Source organism: Pseudonocardia sp. UM4_GMWB1 (assembly GCF_017312155.1).
Taxonomy (GTDB): Bacteria; Actinomycetota; Actinomycetes; order Mycobacteriales; family Pseudonocardiaceae; genus Pseudonocardia; species Pseudonocardia alni.
On the sequence record NZ_QJPN01000001.1, the window covers coordinates 1,062,392 to 1,086,195 of the forward strand.

At 75.8% G+C, this 23,804-nt stretch carries 19 protein-coding genes and 1 riboswitch; of the genes, 7 read left to right on the forward strand and 12 right to left on the reverse strand.

Features of this window, described 5'->3' with window-relative positions:
- Positions 1 to 38: 38 nt before the first annotated feature.
- Positions 39 to 243: riboswitch (cobalamin riboswitch) on the reverse strand.
- Positions 244 to 412: 169 nt separating this feature from the next.
- The gene (locus tag DMP15_RS05235) at positions 413 to 1,162 is read left to right on the forward strand and encodes a class I SAM-dependent methyltransferase (protein WP_073576631.1); all 750 of its coding nucleotides are present in this window, start codon (positions 413 to 415) and stop codon (positions 1,160 to 1,162) included.
- Here the strand turns inward: DMP15_RS05235 and DMP15_RS05240 are convergent, their stop codons facing one another.
- Together DMP15_RS05240 and DMP15_RS05245 are read right to left on the reverse strand one after the other, a co-directional pair.
- Positions 1,163 to 2,683, reverse strand: coding sequence for an ABC transporter substrate-binding protein (locus tag DMP15_RS05240; RefSeq protein ID WP_337825508.1), 1,521 nt, complete (start codon positions 2,681 to 2,683; stop codon positions 1,163 to 1,165).
- The gene (locus DMP15_RS05245) at positions 2,680 to 3,066 is read right to left on the reverse strand and encodes a hypothetical protein (protein WP_073576629.1); all 387 of its coding nucleotides are present in this window, start codon (positions 3,064 to 3,066) and stop codon (positions 2,680 to 2,682) included. Before DMP15_RS05245 ends, DMP15_RS05240 begins: the two co-directional genes overlap by 4 nt.
- A gap of 120 nt (positions 3,067 to 3,186) precedes the next feature.
- Between DMP15_RS05245 and DMP15_RS05250 the strand changes: the two genes are divergently transcribed.
- On the forward strand, positions 3,187 to 3,549 hold the full coding sequence (locus DMP15_RS05250; protein WP_073576628.1) for a hypothetical protein: 363 nt from the start codon (positions 3,187 to 3,189) through the stop codon (positions 3,547 to 3,549).
- Positions 3,550 to 3,559: 10 nt separating this feature from the next.
- On the opposite strand, the gene DMP15_RS05255 is transcribed toward DMP15_RS05250, so the two are convergent.
- The 6 genes from DMP15_RS05255 to DMP15_RS05280 all read right to left on the reverse strand — a co-directional run bounded on the left by DMP15_RS05255 (position 3,560) and on the right by DMP15_RS05280 (position 11,240).
- Positions 3,560 to 5,005 (reverse strand): ABC transporter ATP-binding protein, encoded by a 1,446-nt coding sequence (locus tag DMP15_RS05255; RefSeq protein ID WP_073576627.1) that lies wholly within the window; start codon positions 5,003 to 5,005, stop codon positions 3,560 to 3,562.
- Positions 5,002 to 5,808, reverse strand: a complete 807-nt coding sequence (locus tag DMP15_RS05260) for an ABC transporter permease subunit (RefSeq protein ID WP_251782896.1) — start codon at positions 5,806 to 5,808, stop codon at positions 5,002 to 5,004. Before DMP15_RS05260 ends, DMP15_RS05255 begins: the two co-directional genes overlap by 4 nt.
- Positions 5,805 to 6,779 carry an ABC transporter permease gene (locus tag DMP15_RS05265; protein WP_073576626.1) on the reverse strand — a complete coding sequence of 325 codons (975 nt, stop codon included), beginning with the start codon at positions 6,777 to 6,779 and terminating at the stop codon, positions 5,805 to 5,807. The genes DMP15_RS05260 and DMP15_RS05265 overlap by 4 nt, the downstream gene beginning before the upstream one ends.
- Positions 6,776 to 8,299 carry an ABC transporter substrate-binding protein gene (locus DMP15_RS05270; RefSeq protein ID WP_073576625.1) on the reverse strand — a complete coding sequence of 508 codons (1,524 nt, stop codon included), beginning with the start codon at positions 8,297 to 8,299 and terminating at the stop codon, positions 6,776 to 6,778. Before DMP15_RS05270 ends, DMP15_RS05265 begins: the two co-directional genes overlap by 4 nt.
- A gap of 9 nt (positions 8,300 to 8,308) precedes the next feature.
- Positions 8,309 to 9,598, reverse strand: a complete 1,290-nt coding sequence (locus DMP15_RS05275) for an MFS transporter (protein ID WP_217266913.1) — start codon at positions 9,596 to 9,598, stop codon at positions 8,309 to 8,311.
- Positions 9,599 to 9,671: 73 nt separating this feature from the next.
- Complete coding sequence (locus DMP15_RS05280) at positions 9,672 to 11,240, reverse strand: ABC transporter substrate-binding protein (protein WP_073576624.1); 1,569 nt, start codon at positions 11,238 to 11,240, stop codon at positions 9,672 to 9,674.
- 42 nt (positions 11,241 to 11,282) lie between these two features.
- Between DMP15_RS05280 and DMP15_RS05285 the strand changes: the two genes are divergently transcribed.
- Positions 11,283 to 11,870, forward strand: coding sequence for an NADPH-dependent FMN reductase (locus tag DMP15_RS05285; protein ID WP_179761734.1), 588 nt, complete (start codon positions 11,283 to 11,285; stop codon positions 11,868 to 11,870).
- A 7-nt stretch (positions 11,871 to 11,877) separates the two neighbouring features.
- Here the strand turns inward: DMP15_RS05285 and madC are convergent, their stop codons facing one another.
- From madC to DMP15_RS05305, 4 genes are all read right to left on the reverse strand, one after another.
- Positions 11,878 to 13,410 carry a MadC family VWA domain-containing protein gene (gene madC, locus DMP15_RS05290; protein WP_179761735.1) on the reverse strand — a complete coding sequence of 511 codons (1,533 nt, stop codon included), beginning with the start codon at positions 13,408 to 13,410 and terminating at the stop codon, positions 11,878 to 11,880.
- Positions 13,407 to 14,525, reverse strand: coding sequence for a MadB family AAA-type ATPase (locus DMP15_RS05295; protein ID WP_083658808.1), 1,119 nt, complete (start codon positions 14,523 to 14,525; stop codon positions 13,407 to 13,409). Before DMP15_RS05295 ends, madC begins: the two co-directional genes overlap by 4 nt.
- A gap of 103 nt (positions 14,526 to 14,628) precedes the next feature.
- Positions 14,629 to 15,900 (reverse strand): NDMA-dependent methanol dehydrogenase, encoded by a 1,272-nt coding sequence (mdo, locus tag DMP15_RS05300; RefSeq protein ID WP_073576621.1) that lies wholly within the window; start codon positions 15,898 to 15,900, stop codon positions 14,629 to 14,631.
- A 134-nt stretch (positions 15,901 to 16,034) separates the two neighbouring features.
- Entirely contained in the window at positions 16,035 to 17,171 is a 1,137-nt protein-coding gene (locus tag DMP15_RS05305; protein WP_073576620.1) for a GNAT family N-acetyltransferase, read from the reverse strand.
- 158 nt (positions 17,172 to 17,329) lie between these two features.
- Here DMP15_RS05305 and mftA point away from each other — a divergent pair, with 158 nt between their 5' ends.
- Genes mftA through DMP15_RS05325 form a run of 4 tightly spaced genes read left to right on the forward strand, consistent with a single transcriptional unit; the run spans position 17,330 to position 23,630 of the window.
- Complete coding sequence (mftA, locus tag DMP15_RS05310) at positions 17,330 to 17,416, forward strand: mycofactocin precursor MftA (protein ID WP_060710386.1); 87 nt, start codon at positions 17,330 to 17,332, stop codon at positions 17,414 to 17,416.
- Positions 17,406 to 17,717, forward strand: coding sequence for a mycofactocin biosynthesis chaperone MftB (gene mftB / locus DMP15_RS05315; protein ID WP_062398180.1), 312 nt, complete (start codon positions 17,406 to 17,408; stop codon positions 17,715 to 17,717). Before mftA ends, mftB begins: the two co-directional genes overlap by 11 nt.
- A 37-nt stretch (positions 17,718 to 17,754) precedes the next feature.
- On the forward strand, positions 17,755 to 18,990 hold the full coding sequence (mftC, locus tag DMP15_RS05320) for a mycofactocin radical SAM maturase (RefSeq protein ID WP_100878817.1): 1,236 nt from the start codon (positions 17,755 to 17,757) through the stop codon (positions 18,988 to 18,990).
- 8 nt (positions 18,991 to 18,998) lie between these two features.
- Positions 18,999 to 23,630, forward strand: coding sequence for an oxidoreductase (locus DMP15_RS05325; RefSeq protein WP_443217690.1), 4,632 nt, complete (start codon positions 18,999 to 19,001; stop codon positions 23,628 to 23,630).
- Positions 23,631 to 23,804: the final 174 nt, after the last annotated feature.

Genomic DNA, 23,804 nt, shown 5'->3' on the forward strand with positions numbered 1-23,804 from the left:
GGCGCCGTCCCACGAGGCCCCGGAGCAGCGCGCGCCGGTCGGCACGCGCACCGGCGGCAGGTCTTCGGACTCACGGGCGCACTGCACACACCTACTGGCCGTCGCTTCCCGGGAGAGGTCTCCCAGTGCTGTTGACGGCGGTCGTTCCCGTTCACCGCTGCGGGGCAGTCCCGGATTCCCACCGGGTTCCCTCTTGCCTCACCGGCCCGTGCGGACCGGTGAACCACCAGCGCCCCGGACACTACATCTGGGGTCCGGACACGATCGACCCCCCTATCGGTTCCGGTTTCGACGACCATCGAGTCACGCACGGTGAACGTCGCCGGTCACGGGCCCGGCGGTCCCTTCCGTTCGACGGGTCCGCGCGGATACCGTCGGCCGCACTGTTGCCACCGTTGTGCAGGAGAGTGCGATGACCACCGGGACGGACCTCGACGCCGAGCACTGGCTGCGCCGGTGGGACGCCCAGCAGGAGCGCTACATCCCCGACCGGGAGGCGCTGTTCGCCCTGGCGCTCGACGTCGTCGACCGGCTCGCCGGCACCCCCGCCCGGCTGCTCGACCTCGCCTGTGGGCCCGGGTCGTTCGCGGCCCGCGCGGCGGCGCGCTGGACCGGTGCCGAGGTGGTCGGCGTCGACGTCGACCCGGTCATGCTGGAGCTGGCCCGGCGGACCACCGGCGAGCGCGTCCGCTGGGTCGACGCGGACCTCGCGCGTCCCGGGTGGACCGACGCCGTCGGCGGCGGGCCGTTCGACGCGGCCGTCTCGGCCACCGCCCTGCACTGGCTGCCCGAGCACGCGCTGCCCGGGCTCGCGCAGCGCCTCGCGTCCGTGCTGCGCCCCGGCGGGGTGTTCGTGAACGTCGACACCCTGCTCGCCGACCCCGCCCGGCCGCGCCTGGCCGAGCTGACCCGGACCCTGCGGGTCGAGCGCACCGACCGGGGACTGGCGACCGGTGAGGACTTCCGGACCTGGTGGGACGCGCTCGCCGACGAGCCCGCCCTGGCCGACGGGTTCGCCGAGCGGGAGCGCCGCTTCGCCGACCGGGTCACCGGCGGGTCGTCGCTACCGGCCTGGGAGCAGGCGCTGTCCGGCGCCGGGTTCGCCGAGGTCGGGACGCTCACCCAGACCTTCGACCGGCGGACCCTGGTCGCGATCCGCTGATCACCCGAGCCGGGCGCGCGCGAAGTTCGCCCAGGCGAACGTGTTCGGCCGGGCCGCCTCCAGTCCGGTGAGCCCGGCCGCCACGCCGACGTTCCAGTCCCGCACACCCCACACCAGGGCGCCCGACTCGGCGCGCAGCAGACCGAGGATCCGGGCGAACGCGTCGGTGCGCGCGGCGTCGTCGGTGGTGGCGACGGCGGAGTGGTAGAGGCGGTCGATCTCCGGGCTGCGGTAGCCGGTGAAGTCGTAGGTCGGGGTGCTGGTCAGCATCCGGCGTCCGATGTAGTCCGGGATCGGCAGCGAGCCGGTGCTGTTCTGGGAGAACACGCCCTGCTGCCGGATGGCCCGGAAGTAGCCCGACGACGGCAGCGGCCGTGCCGTGACCCGCAGCCCGACCTCGCCGAGCTGGCGCGCGACGAGTGCGGTGGCGGCGTCGAAGGTCGGGTCGGCGCCGCTGGTCTGCAGCTCGATCGCCGCCCCCTGTGCCCCGGCCTCGGTGACGAGCGCGCGGGCCCGCGCGACGTCCCGTGCCACCGGGCCCACCCCCGCCGGGTGGTAGCGCAGTCCCTGGCCGAACATGTCGTCGCCGACCCGGCCGCGCCCGAGCAGCACGACCCGCACGAGCTCCTCGCGGTCGATGCCCAGCCGCACCGCCTCGCGCAACCGCGGGTCGGAGAACGGTGCCCGGTCCACCCGCATCACCAGGAACTGGCTCGCCGAGGCCGGCGCGGACAGCGCCGAGGCGCGCTGCTCGCCCCCCAGCCGGGCGGCGCCGGTGGGGGTGAGGTCGTGGGCATAGTGCACCTGGCCGGACAGCAGGGCGCCGATCCGGGCGGCCTCGTCGTCGACGGGAAGGAACTCCAGCTCACGTACGCCGGGCGCGCCGTCCCAATGGTCCTCCGACGCGGTGTAGACGGTGGACCCGCCCGGGGTGAACGACGCGAGCCGGAACGGCCCGGTCCCGTTCGGACGGTCGAACGACGTCGTCCCGGCCTTGACGATCTCGGTACCGGGTGCGCCCCAGGCCAGCGGGAACAGCGTGTTCGGCCGGGTCAGCACCAGCTCGACCTCGGTCGGCGACACCGCCCGCGAGGCGGCCGCGTCGAGGTCGCGGAACAGGGTCGCGGCGGTCGCGGTGGTCGCCGGGTCGGTGATGCGGGCCAGGGTGGCGAGCACGTCGTCGGCGGTGAGCGGGGAACCGTCGTGGAAGCGGGCGGCGCGCAGCCGGATCCGCCACCGCCGCCCGGTCGCGTCGCTCTCCCAGGACTCGGCCAGCCGCGGCTCGGGGGTCATGTCCTGCGACCACCCGGTGAGGGTGTCGAAGCACGCCTTGGCCCGGGCCTGGTCGACGTAGAGCGGCAGGACGTGCGGGTCCAGCGACTCGCGCGAGCCGCCGGTCGCGAAGGCGACCCGCAACCGCCGGTCGCCCGTCCCGCCGCCGGAGCAGCCGGTGAGGGCGAGCGCGGCGACGGTGAGCGCGCCGGTCAGCACCCGGCGCCGGGACAGCTCGGGCGCGGTCATCCGGCGGCCCGCCCGGTGTCCGAGGCGCGCAGGCCGGGGGTGAACACGTGCCCGTCGAGGACGGCCGGGCGGGGCGCCGTGCCCGGTCCGCCCGCGCGGACCCAGTCGGCGACGGCGTCGGTCGTCGCAGCGTCCAGGACCGCACGCAGCCACACCGGCCGCGCACCGGCCCGTCGCGCGACCGGAGTGGGTCCGACCACGACGACGTCGGAGTCGGCGCACGGACCGAGGCACTCGCTGGTCCGCAGCCGCGCGTGGCCCTCGATGCCCCGGGTGAGCCGGTCGAGCAGCCCGTCGTGGTGGGGCCGGTCCAGGCCCGGGTGCTTGCGACCGGAGCCGCAGCAGCATCCCCGGCAGACGGTGACGGCGGACAGCGCAGACATGATCCGACCCTACGCGACATATGACGGATTGTTCAGACGTCAAGGATGACAATCAGGTGAGTGCGGCCACCGCCACGCGGGAACCCTCCGGTCCCACACCCCGGACACCAGGAGATCCCCATGAGCCACCACGTCCTCGAGGCCGCCGGCGTCAGCACCCCGGCCACCGTCGTCGAGAAGCTGCACGACGCCGCCCGCGCGAGCACCGCCTGCGCCTCGGCCATGGTCGCCTCCGGTGGCATGGAGACCGAGGTGCTCCTCGCCCTCGACGCCGCCGACCTCTGTACCGCGGCCGCGAGCGTGCTCGGCCGCCGGACCGGGGACAAGGCGGTCGGCGAGGCCGCCGCGTCGGCCGCCGCGCTCGCCTGCGAGGCCAGCTCGGCCGCCTGCGGCGCGCACGCCGACCACCACGAGCACTGCCGGCTGCACGCCGAGGTCACCCGGGAGACCGCGCAGCTGCTGCGCGAGCACGCGGGCGCCTGAGCGCTCCGGCTCAGCCGGCCGGGACCGGCTGCGGTGCCGCGGCCACCCGGCCGTCGACGAGGGTCACGACCCGGTCCGCCGACGCGACGGCGACCGGGTCGTGGCTGATCAGCAGCACCGCGGTGCCGTCCTCGCGGCAGACGCGCCGCAGCTCGGCGAGCAGCAGCGCGCGATGCCCGCCGTCCAGCGCCGAGGTGGCCTCGTCGGCCACCAGTACCGCGGGCCCGGCGAGCAGGGCCCGCGCCACCGAGGCGCGCTGGAGCTGACCGCCGGACAGCCCGCCCGGGCGGCGCGCGGCCGTCGCGGCGGGGACCCCGAGCCGCTCCAGCAGCGCGAGGGCGGCGGCGCGGGCATCGGCCGGGGACCGCCCGCGCAGCAGCACGGCCGGCCGGGCGACCTGGTCGAGGACCGGGCGGTGGTCGAGGAACGCGGACCGGCAGTCCTGGTGGACGTACTGCACGGCGCGCCGGTCGCCCGCCGGGTCACGGCCGCCGACCCGGACGGTCCCCGAGCAGGGGGTCAGCCCGGCCAGGGCCCGGCCGAGCGTCGTCTTGCCCGCCCCCGAGGGCCCGGTCAGCGCGACGAACCCGCCCCGCCCGACGGCGAGGTCCACCCCGGACAGCAGCTGCGCCCCGCCCGCGGCCCGGACCCCCAGACCCGTCACCTCGAGCATCGCCCCGACCGCCGCCGGTGGTGGCGGGGACGCGGTCGGGGCGGGTGCACCGAGCAGCGCGGCGGCCGGGCCGGTGCGCACGACCCGGCCCGCGGCGAGCTCCAGCAGCGTCACCGGGACGGCGGCGGCGAGCCTGCGGACGGCGTCGAGGTCGTGGGTGAGCAGCACGAGCGCCGTGGAGCCGGCGGCCAGCACGGCGAGCCGGTCGAGCACCGCGTCGGTGGTGACCGGGTCCAGTCCGGTGGTCGGCTCGTCGAGGACGACGACGGCCGGCCCGGTCACCAGCGTCTGGGCCAGCGCGACCCGCTGCTGCTGCCCGCCGGAGAGCCGGTGCGGGTGGCGGCGGAGCAGGTGCGGCTCGGCTCCGAGGCCGGCCCGCTCGCAGGCCTCGGTGACCGCCCGGGCCCGGGCGGTCCGGTGCCGTCGACCGCGACCGTGCACGGTCGCGGCGAGCTCGTCGAGGACCGGCCCGACCCGACGCACCGGGTCCAGGACCCGGCCCGGGTGCTGCGGGAGGTGCCCGACCCGACCGGCCCGGCGCGTCCGCAGCTCCCGCGGGGCGACGCCGAGCAGCTCGGCGGGCCCGATCCGTACCGACCCGTCGAGCGCCACCCCGGTGGCGGCCTCGCCGAGTACCGCCAGCCCGAGCGTCGACTTCCCCGCCCCGGACGGCCCGACGACGGCGAGCACCGCACCCGGCGCGAGGTCGAGGTCGACGCCGTCGAGGAGCACCGTCCCGTCGACGGTGCGTGCGGTCAGCCCGCGGACCGACAGCGCGCTCACACGACCGCCCCCGTCCGGTCCGCGAGCCGGTCCACCAGCACGTTCGTCCCCGCGGCGAGCGCCACGAGCAGACCCGCCGGCACCAGCAGCGCGTACGGGGCGAGGAACAGCGACGCCGCGTTCTGCTCGATCACCACCGCCCAGTCGACGGTGTCCGGTGGCAGCCCGACCCCGAGGAAGCTCGCGCTGGTCAGCACGGTCAGCACGAGCACGCCGCGCGTCCCGGCGTCGACGAGCACCGGCCCGGCGACGAACCGCCCGGTCTCGGCGAGATGGATCCGCCACCACCGCTCGCCGTTCTGCGTCATCGTCTCCAGCGCCACCCGCCGCGCGGGGGCCCCGGCGGCCCCCCGGACCACCCGGACGACCGCGGGCAGCTGCAGCAGCGCGGTGGCGACCAGCAGCCAGCCGACACCGCGCCGTCCGGTGCCGGCGAGCACCAGCAGCACCAGCAACGACGGCAGGACCAGCAGTACGTCCAGCGTCCGCTGGGTGAGCAGCACCGCCCACCGGCGCCCGGACGCGGCGAGCACCAGCCCCAGCGGGACCCCGGCCGCGTAGGCCAGCACCAGCGTGCCGACGACGAGCGTGACGACGGTGGTGCCACCGGTGAGCGCGAGCGTCAGCACGTCGCGGCCCAGCGCGTCGGTGCCCAGCGGGTGCCCCGGCCCGGGCGGGAGCAGCGCGCCGGACCCGCCCGGGACCGGGAGCAGCGGCGCGAGGACGGGCCCGGCCACGGCGCACAGCAGCGGCACCCCGGCGAGCAGCGCGGCGACCGCGGTCGTCACCGGCACCCGGCTCACGGCTCGTCCTCCCGTACCGGGCTCAGCCGTGCGGTCGCCGCGTCGGCCACCAGGTTGACCGTGATGGTGACGAGGGCGGCGAGCAGCGCGTAGCCCTGGATCAGCGGGATGTCGCGGTTCTGCACCGCGTCGACCACCCCGGCCCCCACCCCGGGCAACGCGAACAGCGCCTCGACGACGACGACCCCGCCGAGCGTGCCCTCGACGATCCGGGCGAGCTGCTGCACCGACGGCGCGAGCCCGCCGGGGAGCACGTGGCGCAGCAGCACGTCGCGCTCGGGCAGGCCGAGCCGGCGCAGGTGGGTGACGTGCGGTGCCCGATCGGTCTGCAGCACGCCCTGGCGGATCTGGCGTGACAGCCACCCCAGCTGCGCCGCGACCAGCACGACGACCGGCAGCACCAGCACCGCCGGGCTGAGCAGGGACCCGCCGCCCCCGGTCGCGGGGAGCCAGCCGAGCTGCAGCGAGAAGAGCCCGACCAGCAGCAGCCCGGTCGCGAACTGCGGGGCGGCCTGCAGCGCCGACACCGTCGCCGTGGAGACCCGGTCCACGACGCTGCCCGGCCTGCGTCCCGCCGCGGTGCCGACGGCGACCCCCAGCGGGACCATGACGGCGAGCCCCAGCGCGGCGAGCAGCACGGTGCTCCCGAGCCGGTCCGCCACCTCGTCGACGACGGGCCGCCCGGTCACCAGCGAGGTCTTCAGGTCGCCCGTGACGAGCCCGCCGAGCCAGTCGCCGAGCCGCTCCGCGGCCGGGAGGCCGGTACCCAGCTCGGTGCGCAGCCGTTCCACCTGCTCGTCGGTCGCGTCGGGCCCCAGGACGACCTCGGCCGCGTCGCCGGGCAGCAGCGTCGTCAGCGCGAAGATCGCCACGACGGCGGCGAGCAGCTGGGCGGCCGCGACCGCCACCCGTCCGGCGGGGGACCGTCCGCCCCGGGCGTCGACGACGGGCGGGGCCGCGCCGGTGCTCATCCGGCGGCGGCCTTGTCGAAGCGGCCCCACAGGTGGCTGTTGGGCTTGGCGGCCTCGATCCCGGTGACCCCCGCGGCGACACCGACGTTCCAGTCCGACAGCGCCCACACCAGTGCCCCCGACTCGTCGCGCAGCAGGGTCTGGATCCGGGTGAGGTCCGCCCCGCGGGCGCTCTCGTCGGGGTTCGCGACGGCCTCGGCGTAGAGCCGGTCGACCTCGGCGCTCCGGTAGCCGGTGTAGTTCGAGTTGTCGGCGGACGACAGCCGGCGACGCCCGATGAAGTCGGGGATCGGCAGCGCCCCGGTGCGAGTGAACGACGCGACCCCGGAGGTGCGGACGGTGGTGAAGTAGGTCGGGGCGTCGAGCACCCGCGGGGTCGGGGCCAGGCCGATCTCGCGCAGCTGCTCGGCGACGAGTGTGGCCGCGGGCTGGAAGTTCGGGTCGCTGCCCGAGGTCTGCAGCTCGAACGCCAGCCCCTCGGCCCCGGCCTCGCGCAGCAGTGCCCGGGCGCGCCCGACGTCGCGCGGGGCCGCCGTCGCACCGGCCGGGTAGTACTCCAGGTCCGGCCCGCCGAACAGGTCGGCGCCGACCTGCCCGGTGTCGAGCAGGACCACCCGGACCAGCGCCTCGCGGTCGATGCCGAGCCGCACGGCCTCCCGCACCCGTGGGTCGGCGAACGGTGGCCGGTCAACACGCAGGTTGAGGAACTGGGTGGTCGACTGCGGTGCGGTGAGCAGGGTGGCCCGCCCGCCCTGGGCCTCCACCTGGCGGGCACTCGCCGGACGCAGGTCGTGGGCGTAGGCGACCTGGCCGGACAGCAGCGCCCCGAGACGGGCCTGCTCCTCGTCGATGGGGGTGAGCTCCAGCCCCGGGGCGGGCGGGGCGCCGTCCCAGTAGGCGTCGTTGCGGGTGTAGACGGTGGGGCCGCCGGGGGTGAAGGACACGAACCGGAACGGCCCGGTCCCGACCGGTGTGGCGAACCCGGTGGTGCCCGCCGCGACGATCTCGCTGCCGGGCGCGCCCAGCCAGAGCGGGAAGGTGAAGTCCGGCGCGGTGAGGACGACCTCGACCTCGCGCGGTCCGGCGGCCCGGCTCGCGGTGAGGTCGACCCGGGTGAACAGCGACGCGGCCGAGGCGGTCGTGGCGGGGTCGGCGATGCGCCGGAAGGTGAACAGGACGTCGTCGGCGGTCAGCGGGCGGCCGTCGTGCCAGCGGGTGTCACGCAGCCGGATCCGCCAGCGCGTGCCGGCGGCGTCCGGCTCGACGGACTCGGCCAGCCGGGGCTCGGCGGTCATGTCCTGCGACCACCCGGTGAGCGTGTCGAAGGTGGCCCTGGCCCGGACCTGGTCGACGAACTGCGGGACGACGTGCGGGTCGAGCGACTCGCGGGAGCCGCCGCCGGGGAAGGCGGCGCGCAGCCGCTCGGAACCCCCGCCGGTGCCGCCGCCGCAGGCGGCGAGGGCGGGGACCGCGGCGAGCGCGGCGGCGCCGCCCAGGAAGGTGCGTCGGGTCAGCTCCACGGGTGCTCCTCAGGCGGTGGTGGCGGTGCTGGTCGTGACGGCGCGCGGTTCGAGCCTGCCGGTGCGCTGCATCCAGGCGATGACAGCGGCGCCGACGAGCCCGATCGCGAGCAGGACGGCGAACGGGATCCAGCGGCCGGCGCCGTCGGGATGGCGGTCGAGCAGGTTCCCGACGGCGGTGTTGCTCACCGCCACGACGGCGGCGGAGACGAGGTAGTACCAGCCGTAGTAGGTGCCGGCGAGCTGCTCGCTGCCGACCCGGGGCAGCAGCGCGAGCGAGAACGGGTTGGTCATCGCCATGCCGACGGTGAACACGACCGTGCCCGCGAGGACCGGTGTGACCGCGAGCAGCCCGGCCGCGGTCCACTCCCCGGCGGGCGCGGTCGGCACGAACGGCGCCGCGACACCCAGCGGGACGAACCCGGCGCCCATCAGCACGAGCCCGGCGGCCATCGTGCGCCCGTCGGTCCAGCGGGCGCGGCACCACGCGGTGATGCGGACCTGGCCGAGGATGCCGACGAGGGTCGACACGACGAACACCGCGCTGACCGCACCGGCGACGCCGGACACGCGCTGCGCCTCGACCGGCAGCACCAGGTACAGCTGGTTGAACAGGGCGAAGTAGCCGGCCCCGCCGAGCGCGAACAGCAGGAACCGGCCGTTGCCGACGACCTCGCCCCAGCTGCCGAGCAGCCCACGGTCCTGCGGCGGCGCCGGACGGGCGGGCAGGACGAACAGCTGCGCGACGGTCAGGACCGTGAACACGGCGCACGCCACGGCTGCGACGAGGCGGAAGTCCACCGCGAGCAGCGCGGCGCCGAGCAGCGGCCCGAGCAGGGCCCCCGCATGGCCGAACACGTTGAACACGGAGAAGACCTCGGCGCGGCGATCGCCGGCCTCGGCCATCAGGTAGGCGCGCACCGCGGGGTTGAACAGCGCCCCGGCCAGCCCGGTCAGCACCGCGGCGGCGATCAGGCCGGGCAGGGAGTCGGCGACGACGAACAGCCCGAACGCCACGATCCGCAGCGCGCACCCGACGATGATCACCGGACGGCAGCCGATCCGGTCCGCCGCCGAGCCGCCGACCAGGAACATCCCCTGCTGCGACAGGTTGCGCAGGGCGAGGACGAGTCCGATCGTCGCCGCCGCGTAGCCCAGGCTCCCCATGTGGGTGGCCAGGAACGGCAGCACGAGGTAGAAGCCCAGGTTGATGCCGAACTGGTTCACCACGAGCATCCGGCTCGGCGCGGTCAGTTCGCCGAAGGAGCGCAGCACGACGTCCCCCCGTCGGTTGATCACCTGAACGGGATCACATACGTCCCTGCGGACACAAGTGCCACTGATGCGCACCTGCCGATCAGATGCAGCGCGGTCAGCCGAGGCGGGCGCGGTGGAACCGGGCCCAGGTCCCGGTGTCCGGGCGGGCCGGTCCGACGCCGGACAGGTCCGCGGTGACGCCGACGTGCTCGTCCCCGACCGACCAGGCGGTGGCGTCGGTGCGCAGCAGGAGCTGGGCGCGGCGCAGGGCGTCGGTCCGGCGGGCCTCGTCCGGTGCCCGGGCGGCGACGGCGAGCAGCGCCCGCACGTCGGGGCGGCCCCCCGCGGCATCCCCGCTCCCGGTGGCACCGCCGGTCCCTGGACCGGCCGCACCGTCGGTCGCGGTGTCGTCGCCGGTGTCGCCCGCGGTGTCGTCGCCGGGGACCCGGGGTGCCGCGGCCACGGCCTGCAGGTAGAGCGGGATCGGCTGCGCCGCGGCACGGCGGAACCGGATGCCCGGGGTCGGCTCGACGTCCGGCGGCTCCGGCTCACGCGGCTCGCACCGCAGCCCGACCGCCGCCAGCTGCTCCACGACGAGGTCGGCGGTAGGTCGCGACATCGGGTCGAACGGGTCGAAGAACAGCGGCACCCGCGCCCCGTCCGCCCCCGCCGCGACGACCAGCTCCCGGGCCCGCGCGACGTCGCGCACCACCGGCGCGAGCCCGCCCGGGTGGTAGGCCAACCCCGCCCCGAACAGGTCGTCACCGGGTTGCGCGAGGTCCAGCAGGATCTGGCGCACCAGCTCCACCCGGTCGATCCCGAGCCGCACCGCCTCGCGCAGCCGCGGTTCGGCGAGCGGGCCGGGCCCGGTGTCGAGGAAGCGGGTCACCGAGCCCGGTGCGGACAGCACGGTCGTCCCGGTCCGCCCGAGCAGCCGTCGTGCGCTGTGCGGGAACAGGTCGTGTGCCCAGTGCACGTAGCCGTCCACCAGGGACTGGTAGCGGTTCTCCTCGTCGTCGTCGACCAGGAACTCCACCGCGGGGACGGGCGGGCGGCCGGCCCAGTGGCCGTCGTGCCGGTAGAGGGCGTCCGGCGAGCCGGGCAGGAAGCGGAACGCGCCGGTCCCGACGGGCACGTCCCCCCGCCCGCCGCGCACGATGCCGGTTCCCGGCGCGGCCAGGGCCAGGGCGAACAGGAAGTCGGGTCGGCCCAGCACGAGCTCCACCTCGGTCGCCGACACCGCGCGGCTGGCGGTCAGGTCCAGGTGCGCGAGCAGCGGCGCGGCCGTCGCCCCGGTCGCGGGGTCGAGTACCCGGCGCAGCGACGCGAGCACGTCGGCCGGGGCCAGCGGCCGCCCGTCGTGGGCGACGGCGTCGCGCAGCCGGATCCGCCACCGCGTCCCCGTCCGGTCGGGTGCCGCGGAGGCCGCCAGGTGCGGACGCGGGGTCATGTCCTGGTCCCACACCAGCAGCGTGTCGGCGACGGCGGCGGCCCGCGCCCGGTCCACCGGCCGCCACACCCGGTGCGGGTCGGGTGCCCCGAGCGGGCCGGTCCCGGCGAACGAGGTGACCAGCCGCGGCGACGCGGCGTCGGCCGGCGCGCCGCACGCCGCGAGAGCCGGGATCCCCGCGAGCGCCGCGGACGCACCGGCGGCCCGCAGGAACGAACGACGGCTCAGCTGCACGACACCAGGGTGCCGGGTCGGGTGACGGTTAGGGTCGCCGGGATGGAACTCCTCGCGATCTCCGGCAGCCCGTCCGACCCGTCGAAGACCGCGCTGCTGCTGGAACTGGCGGTGGCCAGGGCGGCCGCGCACGACGATGTGTCGGCGGAGCTGCTCGCCCTGCGCGACCACGACGTCGTCTTCTCCGACGGCCGCGACCCCGCCGACTACACCGGCGACACCCGCGCGGTGATCGACCGGGTCGTCGCGGCGGACGCGCTCGTCGTCGGCACCCCGATGTACCGCGGCAGCTACACCGGCCGGCTGAAGAACCTGTTCGACGTGCTCCCCAACGACGCACTGGCGGGCAAGCCCGTCGGGCTCGTCGCGACCGGGGGCACCGACCACCACTTCCTCGCGGTCGAGCACGAGCTCAAGCCGCTCGTCGGGTTCTTCCGGGCCTGGGCGGTCCCCGGCGCGGTGTACGCGAACAACACCCACTTCGACGGCGGCGCGCTCGTCGACGACGGCGTCCGCGACCGGCTCGACGCGCTGACCGACGCCGTCGTCACGTTCGCACGGCGGATGCCCCGCGACGCCGCGGGCGCGGCCGCCCCGGACATCCCGCGCCGGTCGCTGCGCGAGGGCTGAGCACCGCTCAGGACAGGGCGTGCCCCAGCTCGCCCGCCCCGGCGAGCAGCTCGTCGGCATCGCGGGCGACCAGCACGTGGTCGAGGACCTCCTCGTACTCGCCCATGGCGCAGGACGCCTGGCCCCAGTAGCGGCGCTGCTCCGGGGTGATCCACCCGACCCGGTACGCGCGGCGGGCGAGGCGGCGCAGCTCGTCGGTCCCGGGCGGGAGGCCGTTGGACCGGCCGTCCCCGACGAACAGGACGGCGGTCCGGGAGTCGACGGCGTCGGCGAAGTCCTCGTTCAGGGTCCGGAGCACCCGCCCGTAGTCGCTGGTGGCGTCCAGGTCGATGCCGGGCGCCGCAAGCACGGCGGCCAGAGCGTGGTCGTCGTGCGCGGCCATCAGCAGGTCGGTGACCTCGACCGGGGTGTCGACGTAGGCGAGCACCCGGCAGCGGAACGCCTGCCGGTGCAGGGTGCGGGCGAGCCGCAGTACGAACGCGGTGATCGACCGCACCGACAGCGACACGTCCGCGACGACCAGCAGCCGCACCCGGTCGGGGACCTTCGCGCGGTGGTGCAGGTGGAACGGGACGCCGTCGCTGCGCATGCTGCGCCGGACCGTGTACCGCACGTCGAGCGGACCGTGCGCGTGCTCGCGGGGCACCCGGCGCGGCGCGCCGCGCATCCGGTGCAGCAGCTCGTGGCAGGCCTGTGCCATGTCCGCGGAGTCCAGCGTGTTCCCGCCGGCCCCGGTCTCCGGGCCCTCGGCCCCGGTGGTCGCGACCCGCTCGGCCAGCCGGGCGACGAAGTCGGTGATCGCGTCGACGAGCCGGTCGAGCTGGATCTCCGAGAGGTCCTCGCCGTCGGGGCCGTCGGCGTAGACGGCGTGCGGGTCGTACTCCGCGAGCCAGGCCAGGATCGCCTCCGGGTCGTCGAAGGCGATCTCACCCGACGCCTGCGTGGTGGCCCCCGAGGTGAGCTCCCGGCCGACCGCGGCCCCGGCGCGTTCGAGGTCGACGGTGTAGGTCGTGCCGCGCCGGCCCCGGTCCTCGCCGGAGGAGACCGACAGGTCCTTGTCCGAGCCGCCCAGCGAGGCGTCGTCGTCGTCGCGGTGGGGGTCGAACCCCTTCTCCTGCTCCGGCGCGTCGAGCAGGTCGCCCACCTCGGCGGCGCCCGGGTCGTAGCCGGCGTAGCGGCCCAGCGGGTCGTCGTCCTCGGTGAGGTCCAGGTCCCCGGGCAGGCCGTCGCCGCCGGGCTCGCGCAGGGCGGGCCCCGAGCCGCCGGCCGCGCCGGGACCGTCCGCGGCGACGAGGCCGAAGAACGCGTCGAAGGCACGCTCGAACCCGGGCCGCTCGTGGGCGTACTTCACCGTCACGGCGCGCAGCCCTGCGCGCAGCCGCCCGGTGTCCGCCGCGCCGAGCAGCGCCAGCACCCGGCGGACCTCGATCGCCTCCGCGGGGGACACCGCCACCCGCTGCGACCGCAGCACCCGGGTGAACGCGGCGGCCAGCACCGACAGCAGCCGCGTGCCGGGGTCTCCGGCCGCGGACGCGGTCATCGCCGCATCCGCCGGGCCCGGTCGGCCTCGGCGCGCGTCGCACCGGAGCTCGCCCGGCCCTTCCCGAAGGCGCCGGAGGTGGTGTCGGCGGGCCGGGAGGACCGGCGGACCCAGCCCTCGTCGGTCGCGACGTCCACCTCGGCCTCCGGCTCGCCCTCGTCGAGACGGCGCACGGCGAGCTCGCGGTCCGAGCCGTACTTGAGCAGCGCGGACAGCAGCGCCGAGCGCACCTTCTCGACCTCGCCGGTCGTGGCGAGCCCGAGCACGGCCGCGGCGCGGGCGGCGTCGATGACCTCCGAGATCGACGGGGACTTGCGCAGCGGGAACCCCCGCAGCCTGCGGGCCAGCTCCACGACGTCGGCGACGACGTCGGCGGCCACCTCGGGTGCCCGCCGGGACACGATCTCGGTCTCGCGCTCGGGGGTCGGGAAGTCGACCTGGTAGTGCAGGCAGCGGCGCTTGAGGGCGGGGGAGAGCTCCCGGGTGTCGTTGGAGGTCAGCACCACCCACGGGGTGGAGCGCGCGGTGAAGGTGCCGATCTCGGGCACGGTGACCTGCCGCTCGGCCAGCACCTCGAGCAGCAGGGCCTCCATCGACTCCTCGGTGCGGTCGACCTCGTCGACGAGCAGTACCACCGGGTCGTCGGACAGGACCGCCTCGAGCAGCGGGCGGGCGGAGAGGAAGTACTCGGTGTAGAGCCCGGTGTCCTGCTCCTGGAGCCGGGCGGTGGCCTCGGCCATCGTGGTGGTCCCCGACAGCAGCTCCCCGATCCGGTCGCGGAGCATCTGGACGTGCATCAGCTGCTTGCCGTAGTCCCACTCGTAGAGGGCGCGGCCGTCGTCGAGGCCCTCGTAGCACTGGAGCCGGACCAGCCGGCGCCCGCTCGCCGCGGCCAGGGACTTCGCCAGCTCGGTCTTGCCGACGCCGGCGGGGCCCTCCAGCAGCAGCGGGCGTTCGAGTGCCGTGGCGAGGTGCACCACCACGGCGAACCCGGGGTCGATGACGTAGTCCTGACCGGACAGCGCCTCGGTGAGCGCCTCCGCGCTCTCGAAGGCCGGCGGGCCGGACGCCGCGCCGCCGGACCGTGCCTTGCCGAACTCCGTGCTGTCGGACACCGTTCTCCTCGACTGCTGAGCCGCACGCAGCCGTGCGGCGGACGGACGGCCGCCGCCGCGCCCGGGGGCTGATCCGGGCGCGACGGCGGTGGGGCGGTACGTCCTAGTAGGACTTGCCGAACGCGTGGTCCACCATCGGGACCAGCGCCTCGACCGTGCACTCGCGGGGGTTGCCCGGGGTGCAGTAGTCGCCCATCATGTGCTCCGCGATCCGGTGGACGGTGTCGCCGTCGGTGGGGATCGTGTCGCCGACACCGGAGTACTTGCCGGTGTTCATCCGGTTCTTGTCGTAGCTGTCGGACCGCAGCGCGCCGAAGTTGTCGGGGATCCCGACGTCCTTGGACAGCCGGATGGCCTCCTCGACCGCGGCGTCCGCGGCCTGCACGGTCGTCATGTTGCGGGTGTCCACACCGAGCGCGGTGGCGATCTTCGCGTAGCGCTCGTAGCGCGACGGCAGGTTGTACTCCCACACGCGCGGCAGGGCGATGGCGTTGTTCAGGCCGTGGTGGGTGTCGAAGAACGCCGAGACCGCGTGCGATGCGGAGTGCACCAGGCCGAGGCCGCCGGAGTTGAACGCCTGGGCCGCGATGTACTGCGCGTGCATCATCTTCGACCGCGCCTCGAGGTTGCGCGGCTCGTACACCGCCTCGCGCAGGTAGCGCCCGACGAGCTCGATCGAGTAGATCGCGTTGCCCAGCGAGGGCTCGAAGTCCAGCCGCGAGACGTACGGCTCGGACCCGTGGGCGAGGACGTCGAACCCGCAGAAGGCGGTGAAGTGCTGCGGGCAGCTGTAGTAGAGCAGCGGGTCGTCCAGCGCCAGGGTGGCGACCACGGCGTCGTCGAACCCGACCCACTTCTTCGGGTTGTCCATGTCGCTGGTGTTGGTGATGACGTACGCCCACGAGGTCTCGGACCCGGTGCCGGCGGTGGTGGAGACCGCGATGTGCTTCGGGTTCTCCATGTTCGTGGACTTCGAGAAGCCCTCGAACTCGTTGATGTTGCGGCCGTCGTGGGCGATGACGACGCGGGCGCCCTTGGCGGCGTCGTGCGAGGAGCCGCCGCCGATCGAGATGATGCCGTCGCACTTCTCGCTCGTGTAGAGCGCGGCGGCGTCCATGCAGTTGTAGTCCTTGGGGTTGGACTCGACCTGGTCGTAGACGACCACGTCGACGCCCTGGTATTCGACCTTGCCCTTGAGCTCCTCCACGATCCCGGAGCCGCGCAGGCCCGAGGTGACGAACAGGGCGCGGGTCATCCCCATGTTCTTCGCCTCGACGCCGAGGATGTCGTGGGCGCCGACGCCCAGCAGGGCTCGCGGGAACGGGTGGAACTCCTTGATCGGGAAGTCCCAGATCTGGTTGAGCTCGATGGCCATGACTCTCCTCGACGGCTTCGTCGGCTGACGGACGAGCACAACCCTGGTTGTTGCGAACTACTGGCAACAGCTACGGATGGGTACCTGACCACCCGGTCGTTCGCCGGGGCGGGTCCACCCTCCGTCCGGAGGGGTCACCGGCGTGGGGCGGAGGCCTCGAGGTGGGTGCCGACCGGGGTGAAACCGCTGCGCCGGTACCAGTCCCGCGGCCAGTCGGCGGCGTCCGCGCCCAGCGCGAGCAGGTCGCAGCCGTGCTCGGCGGCGAGCTCGCGGGAGCGGGCCAGCAGCGCCCGGCCGTGCCCGCGGCCGCGGTGGGCCGGATCGGTCTCCACGGCGTCGAGCCAGGCCGTGGCCCCGTCGCGACGCAGCGTCGCGGCCGCCACCACCCGGTCGTCGGCGACGACGGCGAGGCGGTGCAGGGCCAGTACCCGGTCGTCGCCGGTGTCGCGGTCGACCAGCTGGTCGAGGTCCCCGGGTCCGGCGCCGGGGAGGTCCCGGGCCCAGCAGGCGCGCCGGAACCCGCGGAGCTCGTGGTGGTCCAGCTCGGTGACCGCCGCCGCGTCCGCACCCGTGGCCGCGCCGGTCGCGGTGGGGGCGGTCATGGCCTCGTTCGCCGAGACCGACCACCCGGCGGCGCGGAGGCCGTCGGCGAGCTCGTCCGCGCCCGGGCCCCACAGCAGCGCCCCCGGGTGCAGGCCGTGCGCGGTGAGCGCCCGGTCGGCCTCGGCGAGCACGGTGGCCGGGTCGGTGCGGTCCGGTCGGCCGAGCAGCAGCTGGTTGTGCATCCGCGACACCGGCCAGGCGTCGGTCCGGACCGCGACGCCGCCGGTCACCGGTTCCTCCGCGGTCGCGCCGCGCCGCAGCATCGACGGCTCGAACCCCATCGCCCGCGCCGCCGCGCCGGGGTCGGGGACCTCCGGTGCGGCGAAGCCGTCCGGGCCGGGGCGGTAGGGCAGCACCATCAGCACCGCCGACGCCGGCACCGCCCCGTAGGCGTGCGGGAACCGCATCGACGCCGGGTCGGTCGGCACCCCCGGCTCCCACCGGACGTCGACCCTGGCGACGTCGATCCGGGCCGGGTCGAGGACGAGCAGGACCAGGTCGGTCCGGCCCGCGAACAGGCGTTGCGCGGGCAGGGCGACCTGGTCGGGCGTCGACAGGTGCACGAACCCGACCTCGTCCAGGGAGGAGGGCGCCACGGCTCCGGTGCCGAGCCACCTCCGCCACTCACCAGGGGTGCACAGGTGCAGCAGGACCGTCCCGACCGTCATGGGAGACAGCCTGCACGCCCGTCCGATCGGACGGGCGTGGACATCGAGTATTGATTTCCGGCACCGGGTGCCAATAGCGTCCGATCCGCTGCCACCGCCGGCCGGCGGGGCGGTTCACCACCTCTCTCGCCGAGAGTCGGATCCAGCGGAGGTTGCGCATGAGCGAGCACCAGAACGAGGACGCCCTGACCGAGGAGACCCTCGTCGAGGAGGTCTCCATCGACGGCATGTGCGGTGTCTACTAAGCCCCTCGACACCACGGTTCCGGACGGCGCCGCGGGGGCTTTCGACCCCGCGGCGCCGTACCGGCTCAGCGAGAGCGTCTCGCTGCGTCCGGAGCCCTTCGGCGCCCTGGTGTACGACTTCGTGACCCGCAAGCTCTCCTTCCTCAAGACGCCCCAGCTGGTCTCGGTCGTGCGCGACCTGGAGAACCAGCCGGACGCCCGCTCGGCGGTCCGTGCCGCCGGCGTCGAGGAGCCCCAGCACGACGCCTACCTGCGTGCCCTCGCCGGACTGCTGAAGTCCCGCACGATCGTCGCCCGCTAGTCCCGCCCGCCCCGCCGACCACCACAGTGAGGTGCCCGTGAAGCTGGTCGACCACTTCCAGTACGGCCTGAACTCGCCCATCTGCCTGACCTGGGAGCTCACCTACGCGTGCAACCTCGCGTGCGTGCACTGCCTGTCCAGCTCCGGGCGGCGTGACCCGCGCGAGCTGAGCACCGCCGAGGCCAAGGCCGTCATCGACGAGCTGCAGCGCATGCAGGTCTTCTACATCAACATCGGCGGTGGCGAGCCGACCGTGCGCCCGGACTTCTGGGAGCTGCTGGACTACGCCATCGCCCACGACGTCGGCGTCAAGTTCTCCACCAACGGCGTCAAGCTCGACAAGCAGCGGGCCGCGCAGCTCGCCGCGACCGACTACGTCGACATCCAGATCTCGATGGACGGCGCGACGGCCGAGGTCAACGACTACGTCCGTGGCCCGGGCTCGTTCGACACCGCGATCACCGCGCTGGAGAACCTCGCCGAGGCCGGGTTCAAGCATCCCAAGATCTCGGTCGTGATGACCCGGGAGAACGTCGACCAGCTCGACGAGTTCAAGGCCATCGCCGACAAGTACGGCGCCCAGCTGCGCATCACCCGGCTGCGCCCGTCCGGCCGCGGTGCCGACGTCTGGGACGAGCTGCACCCGACCCAGGCCCAGCAGAAGCAGCTCTACGACTGGCTGGTCGCGCACGGCGACCAGGTCCTGACCGGTGACTCGTTCTTCCACCTGTCCGCCTACGGCGAGGCCCTGCCCGGGCTGAACCTGTGCGGCGCGGGCCGCGTGGTCTGCCTGATCGACCCGGTGGGTGACGTCTACGCCTGCCCGTTCGCCATCCACGAGAACTTCCTGGCCGGCAACGTCCGCGACGAGGGCGGCTTCAAGGAGGTGTGGGAGCACTCCGAGCTTTTCACCGAGCTGCGCCAGCCGCAGACCGGCGGGGCGTGCGCGTCGTGCCCGCACTACGACACCTGCCAGGGCGGGTGCATGGCCGCGAAGTTCTTCACCGGCCTGCCGCTCGACGGCCCGGACCCGGAGTGCGTGCAGGGCTACGGCGAGGCGATGCTGGCCGCGCGCGACGGCGGGACGGTCATCCCGAAGTCCGACGTCGACCACTCGCGCTCCGCGCCGCGCAACACCCGTGCGCCGAAGCAGCCGACGATGCTCTCGCTCACCCCGCCGCCGCGCCGGCCGGACCGGGCCTGCGACGAGAACCCGCTCGCCGGGTTCGCACCGGACGCCGTGCCCGTGGCACAGCCGGTCGCCGGGAGCTGACCACGGACCTGTTGCTGACGGGGCCCGTCGACCTGCGTGGTCGGCGGGCCCCGTCGCGTGTGCTGTTCGGGCCGCACGAGACCAACCTCGGCGACGCCGCACGCGGGATCACGGCTGACCACGTCGCCTACTACGCGGCGCGGGCCGCCGGGGGTGCGGGGATCGTCGTGGTCGAGCCGGCGTCGGTGCACGCCTCGGACCACCCCTACGCCTACGCCCCCGCCGCGTTCCCCGCCGCGTCGCCCGTCCCTGCCGTGTCGCCCGGTCCTGCCGCGTCGTCCGGCCCGGCAGCGGCGTCGGGGCGCGTCGAGATGCAGCTCAGCGGGAGTCGTGGATCTTCCGGGCCCGCTGAGCTGCATCTCGGCGACCGGGACGGCGCGCGGGTGCCCGCCGCGGCCGGGTGGGCGGCGGTCGTCGCGGCGTGCCGGCCGCACGGGACGCTCGTGCTGGCCGGGCTCGCGCACGCCGGTGGGCAGGGCAGCTCCGCGCACTCCGGGCACCCGCTGTGGGCGCCGTCGCCGGTCCCGGACGTCGTGTCCCGCGAGGTCCCGGTCGCGATGGGGTCAGCGGAGATCGGCGCCGTGGTCCGCGGCTTCGCCGACGCCGCCCGCGCGGCTGTGGACAGCGGTGTGGACGGTGTGGAGATCTCCGCCGGGCAGCACTCGGTGCTGCGCCAGTTCTGCTCCGGTCTGACCAACCACCGCGACGACGCCTACGGCCGCGACCGCACCCTGCTGCTGCGCGAGGTCCTCGACGCCGTGCGGGCGGCGATCGGGCCGGATCCCCTGCTGGCGCTGCGCCTGTGCGTCGACGAGCTCGCCCCCTGGGCCGGCATCACCCCCGGCGACGGCCTCGCCCTCGCCCGGGCCGTCGCCGACCGGGTGGACCTGCTCGTGCCCGTCGTCGGGAGCGCGCTGTCGATTGCCGCGACCCGGCCGGACCTGCACACGCCCGAGGCGTTCCTGCGGGCCCGGTGCGGCGAGCTGCGGCGTGCCCTCGGCGGCGCGACGACGGTCGTCCTGGCCGGCAGCGTCGTCACCCCGGCCCTCGCCGACGACGCCCTGAGCAGCGGCGACGCGGATATCGTCGAGATGACGAGAGCGCAGGTCGCGGACCCGCGGCTCGTCGCGCTGACCCGGGCCGGGACGCCGGAGCGCATCCGGCCGTGCCTGCTGACGAACGCCCTCGCCGCGGCCCGCGACCCGCGCAACCCCGTGGTCGGGGACGAGCTGGAACCGCGGTCGGGGCACGAACGGACCGACCCGGACCCGGACCCGGACCCGGACCCGGACCCGGACGCGGAGCCGGAGCCGGAGCCGGTTCCGCCGCGTTCCGCGGAACGTGGTCCGGACGCTGCGGCGGGCCCCGGACGCCTGGATGCGGAACGAGCGCTGCGTTCCGCGGAACGCGGCGCAGGGGCGCGACGGCCGGTGCTCGTCGTCGGCGGCGGGCCCGCGGGGCTGGAGGCGGCCCGGACGCTGGCGCTGCGCGGGCACCCGGTGACGCTGCACGAGCGCACCGACCGGCTCGGCGGCCTGCTGCCCGCGGCCGCGGTGCTGCCCGGCCGGGACCGGCTCGCGCTGCCGGTCCCGTGGTGGGCCGCGGAGCTCGACCGGCTCGGCGTCGACGTGCGGTTGGGGTCGGAGGTGGACCCCGCGGTGCTCGGCGCCGCCCGGGCACGGGGGGAGGCGGTGGTGCTCGCGACCGGGTCCCGGCCGTCGCCGCCGGTGGTCGACGCGGACGTCCCGGTGCTCACCGCGGCGGAACTCTGCGCGGAGGTGGCGCGGTCAGCCCGTGTCGTCGTCCCGGCCGCCGCCGGGCGCGGTGTCGGTGCGGCCGAGGGCGTCGGCGATCCCGGCGCGGACCGCGCGACGCACCACGTGGTGGAGGACGTGGAAGAACGCGAACGCGATCACCAGCCAGAACAGGACGACGACGACCTCCATGGCGGGCACCGTAACGCAGTCGTCGCGGTGCTCGCCGCCGCGCGCGTTCCGCGGAACGCGCCGGTGCTCGTCGCCGACCCCCTCGGGGACTGGACCGGGCCGGGGGTCGCGGAGCTGCTCGCCGGCGCCGGGTACCGGGTGGTGCTGTCCACCCCGGACGCCGTCGCCGGACACCAGCTCGGCCGCTGCGGAGACATGGCCGCGGCGAACGCGCGGCTGGAACGGGCCGGTGTCCGGCGGGCGTTGTTCACCCGGCCGGGAGCGGTGCGCGGCGGTGTCGCGGAGCTGGTGGACGTCCACACCGCTGCGGTGACGACGGTGCCGTGCGCGGCCGTCGTCGACTGTGGACCGCGGCTGCCGCAGGACACGCTCCCGGCGCTGCCCGGCTGTCACCTCGCGGGGGACCGGGTCGCGCCGCGGACGCTCGCCGAGGCGGTGCGGGAGGGGCGGCGGGCCGCGTTCGCCCTCGCGGACGCCGACGCGACGGCGGGGGGCACGGCCCGCACCGTGACCGGACTGGATCCCGGATCCGGTCCGGTGGTCCTGCCCGGATCCGGGGCACGTGACACGGTCGGGGCCGGTGGGGCCGGTGGGGCCGGTGGGGCCGGTGGGGCCGCGTCGCCGCCCACGGCCGCCGCGTCCCCGGGGCCCGCGCTCCCCGCGCCCGTGTCCGAGGGGGCGGAGCTCCCGCGGCCCCGGCTCGGCGACCCCCTGCGCCTCGGCCGCGCCACGTTGCGCAACCGGATCGTCTTCACCGCCCACCTCACCGGCTTCGCCGAGGACGGCATGCCGACCGACCGGCACACCGCCTACTACGCGGCCCGTGCCGCGGGCGGCGCCGCACTGGTGATCACCGAGGAGCACGCCGTCCGCCCCGGCGACCGGCCCTACGAGCGGCTGATCCGTGGCCACGACCCGGCCGTGCTGCCCGGCTACCGCGCCCTCACCGACGCGGTGCACGCCCACGGCGCCCTCGTGCTCGCCCAGCTCAACCACAACGGCGCGCAGGGGTCGGGTATGTACTCGCGCACGGCCGTCGTCGGGCCCTCGCCGGTGCCCGACCCGATGTTCCGCGAGGTCCCCGCCGAGCTCGACGCGGCCGGGATCGGCGCGATCGTCGACGCCTTCGCCGACGTCGCCGCACGCTGCGTCGAGGGTGGGTTCGACGGCGTCGAGCTGCAGTGCTCGCACGCCTCGCTGCTGCGGCTGTTCCTGTCCCCGGCCACCAACCGTCGCACCGACGCCTGGGGGCGAGACCGGGCGAAGCTGGTGCTCGACGTCGTCGCCGCCGTCCGCGCGGCGATCGGCCCGGACCCGGTGCTGGGCCTGCGGATCGGCGTCGACGAGCGCATCGAGGGCGGCATCACCCCCGCCGACGGCGCCGACCTCGCCCGCCGTCTCGCCGCGACCGGTCAGGTGGACCACCTGAACACCTCGATCGGCGTCGCCACCTCGACGCTGCACCTGATCGAGCCGTCCATGCACACCCCGCCGGGCTACGCCGGGCACCTCGCCGCGACCCTGCGCCGCGCCGTCCGTGCCGCCGGGGCGGACCTCCCGGTGATCGGGGTCGGCCGGTTCACCACGCCCGCCGAGGCCGCCGCGGCGCTGGACCGCGGGGAGTGCGACCTCGTCGGCGTCGCCCGCGGGCAGATCGCCGACCCCGGCTTCGCGAACAACGCCCTCACCGGACGCCCGGTACGCCGGTGCGTCGGGTGCAACCAGGACTGCATCGGCCGGGTCGGGCTGAACCTGTCGCTGGGCTGCGCGGTCGACCCGGCCGCCGGGCGCGAACGGCTCGTCCCGCCCACCCGGGCCGCCGGTCCCGGCGCGGGCCGGGTGCTCGTCGTCGGGGCCGGGCCGGCCGGGCTCGCCGCGGCCGCCGCGCTTGCCGGGCGCGGGCACCGGGTGCTGCTCGCCGAACGCGCCGGCACCCCCGGCGGACGGCTCGCCCTCGCGGCGACCGCGCCCGGGCGGGCCGAGCTCGGCCACGTCGTCGCCGACCTGCTGCGCGAGGCGCACGCGGCCGGGGCCGAGATCCGGTACGGCACGACCGTCGACCGCGGGTTCGTCGAGGAGCTGGACCCCGCGGCGGTCGTCGTCGCCACCGGGTCGGTGCCCGCCGTCCCGTCGTGGGACCCGGAGCGGCTGACCGTCCCCGTCGACGACGTGCTGGCCGGGGTGCGCCTGCCTCCGGGCCCGGTGCTCGTCGTCGACGAGCTCGGGTTCCACCAGGCCACCTCGGTCGCCGAGCTGCTCGCCGCCCGCGGGCACGCCGTCGAGGTCGTCACCCCCGCGCTGGTCGTCGGGCAGGACCTCGGGCTCACCCTGGACCGCGAGGGGTTCCGCCGCCGCGCGCACGCCGCCGGGATCCGCTGCCGCACCGACCTCGCCGTGCTGGGGGTGCTGCGCAGGGGTGAGCAGAGCCGTGGTGAGCAGAGCTGCGCCGAGCCCGACTGCACCGTGGAGCTGCTGCACCACCCGACCGGCCGCACCGAGCGGCGCGACGTCGGCGCCGTCGTCGCGGCGACGGCCACCGTCCCCGCCACCGGCCTGTGGTCCGCGCTGGCCGGCGGGCCGTGGCCGGTGCACCGGATCGGCGACGCGCTGACCCCGCGCCGGTTCGACGCCGCGATCCGTGAGGGCCGCCTCGTCGACCTGGAGCCGGGTCGAGTTCCTACGGTCGTCGGGTGACCAGCGAGATCCCGGGCCCGCCGCGCCGGAGCCCGTGAGTGGGCCGGGCCGGCCGTCCTCGCGCGGCCCCTGCTCGTCCTCGCCCTCGCCCTCGAGATGAGCGTCCTCCGACCGGCGCCGTCGTCCTCGCGGTGACCGCGCTGCGCCGGACCGGGACCCGACGGGGCAGGCTGG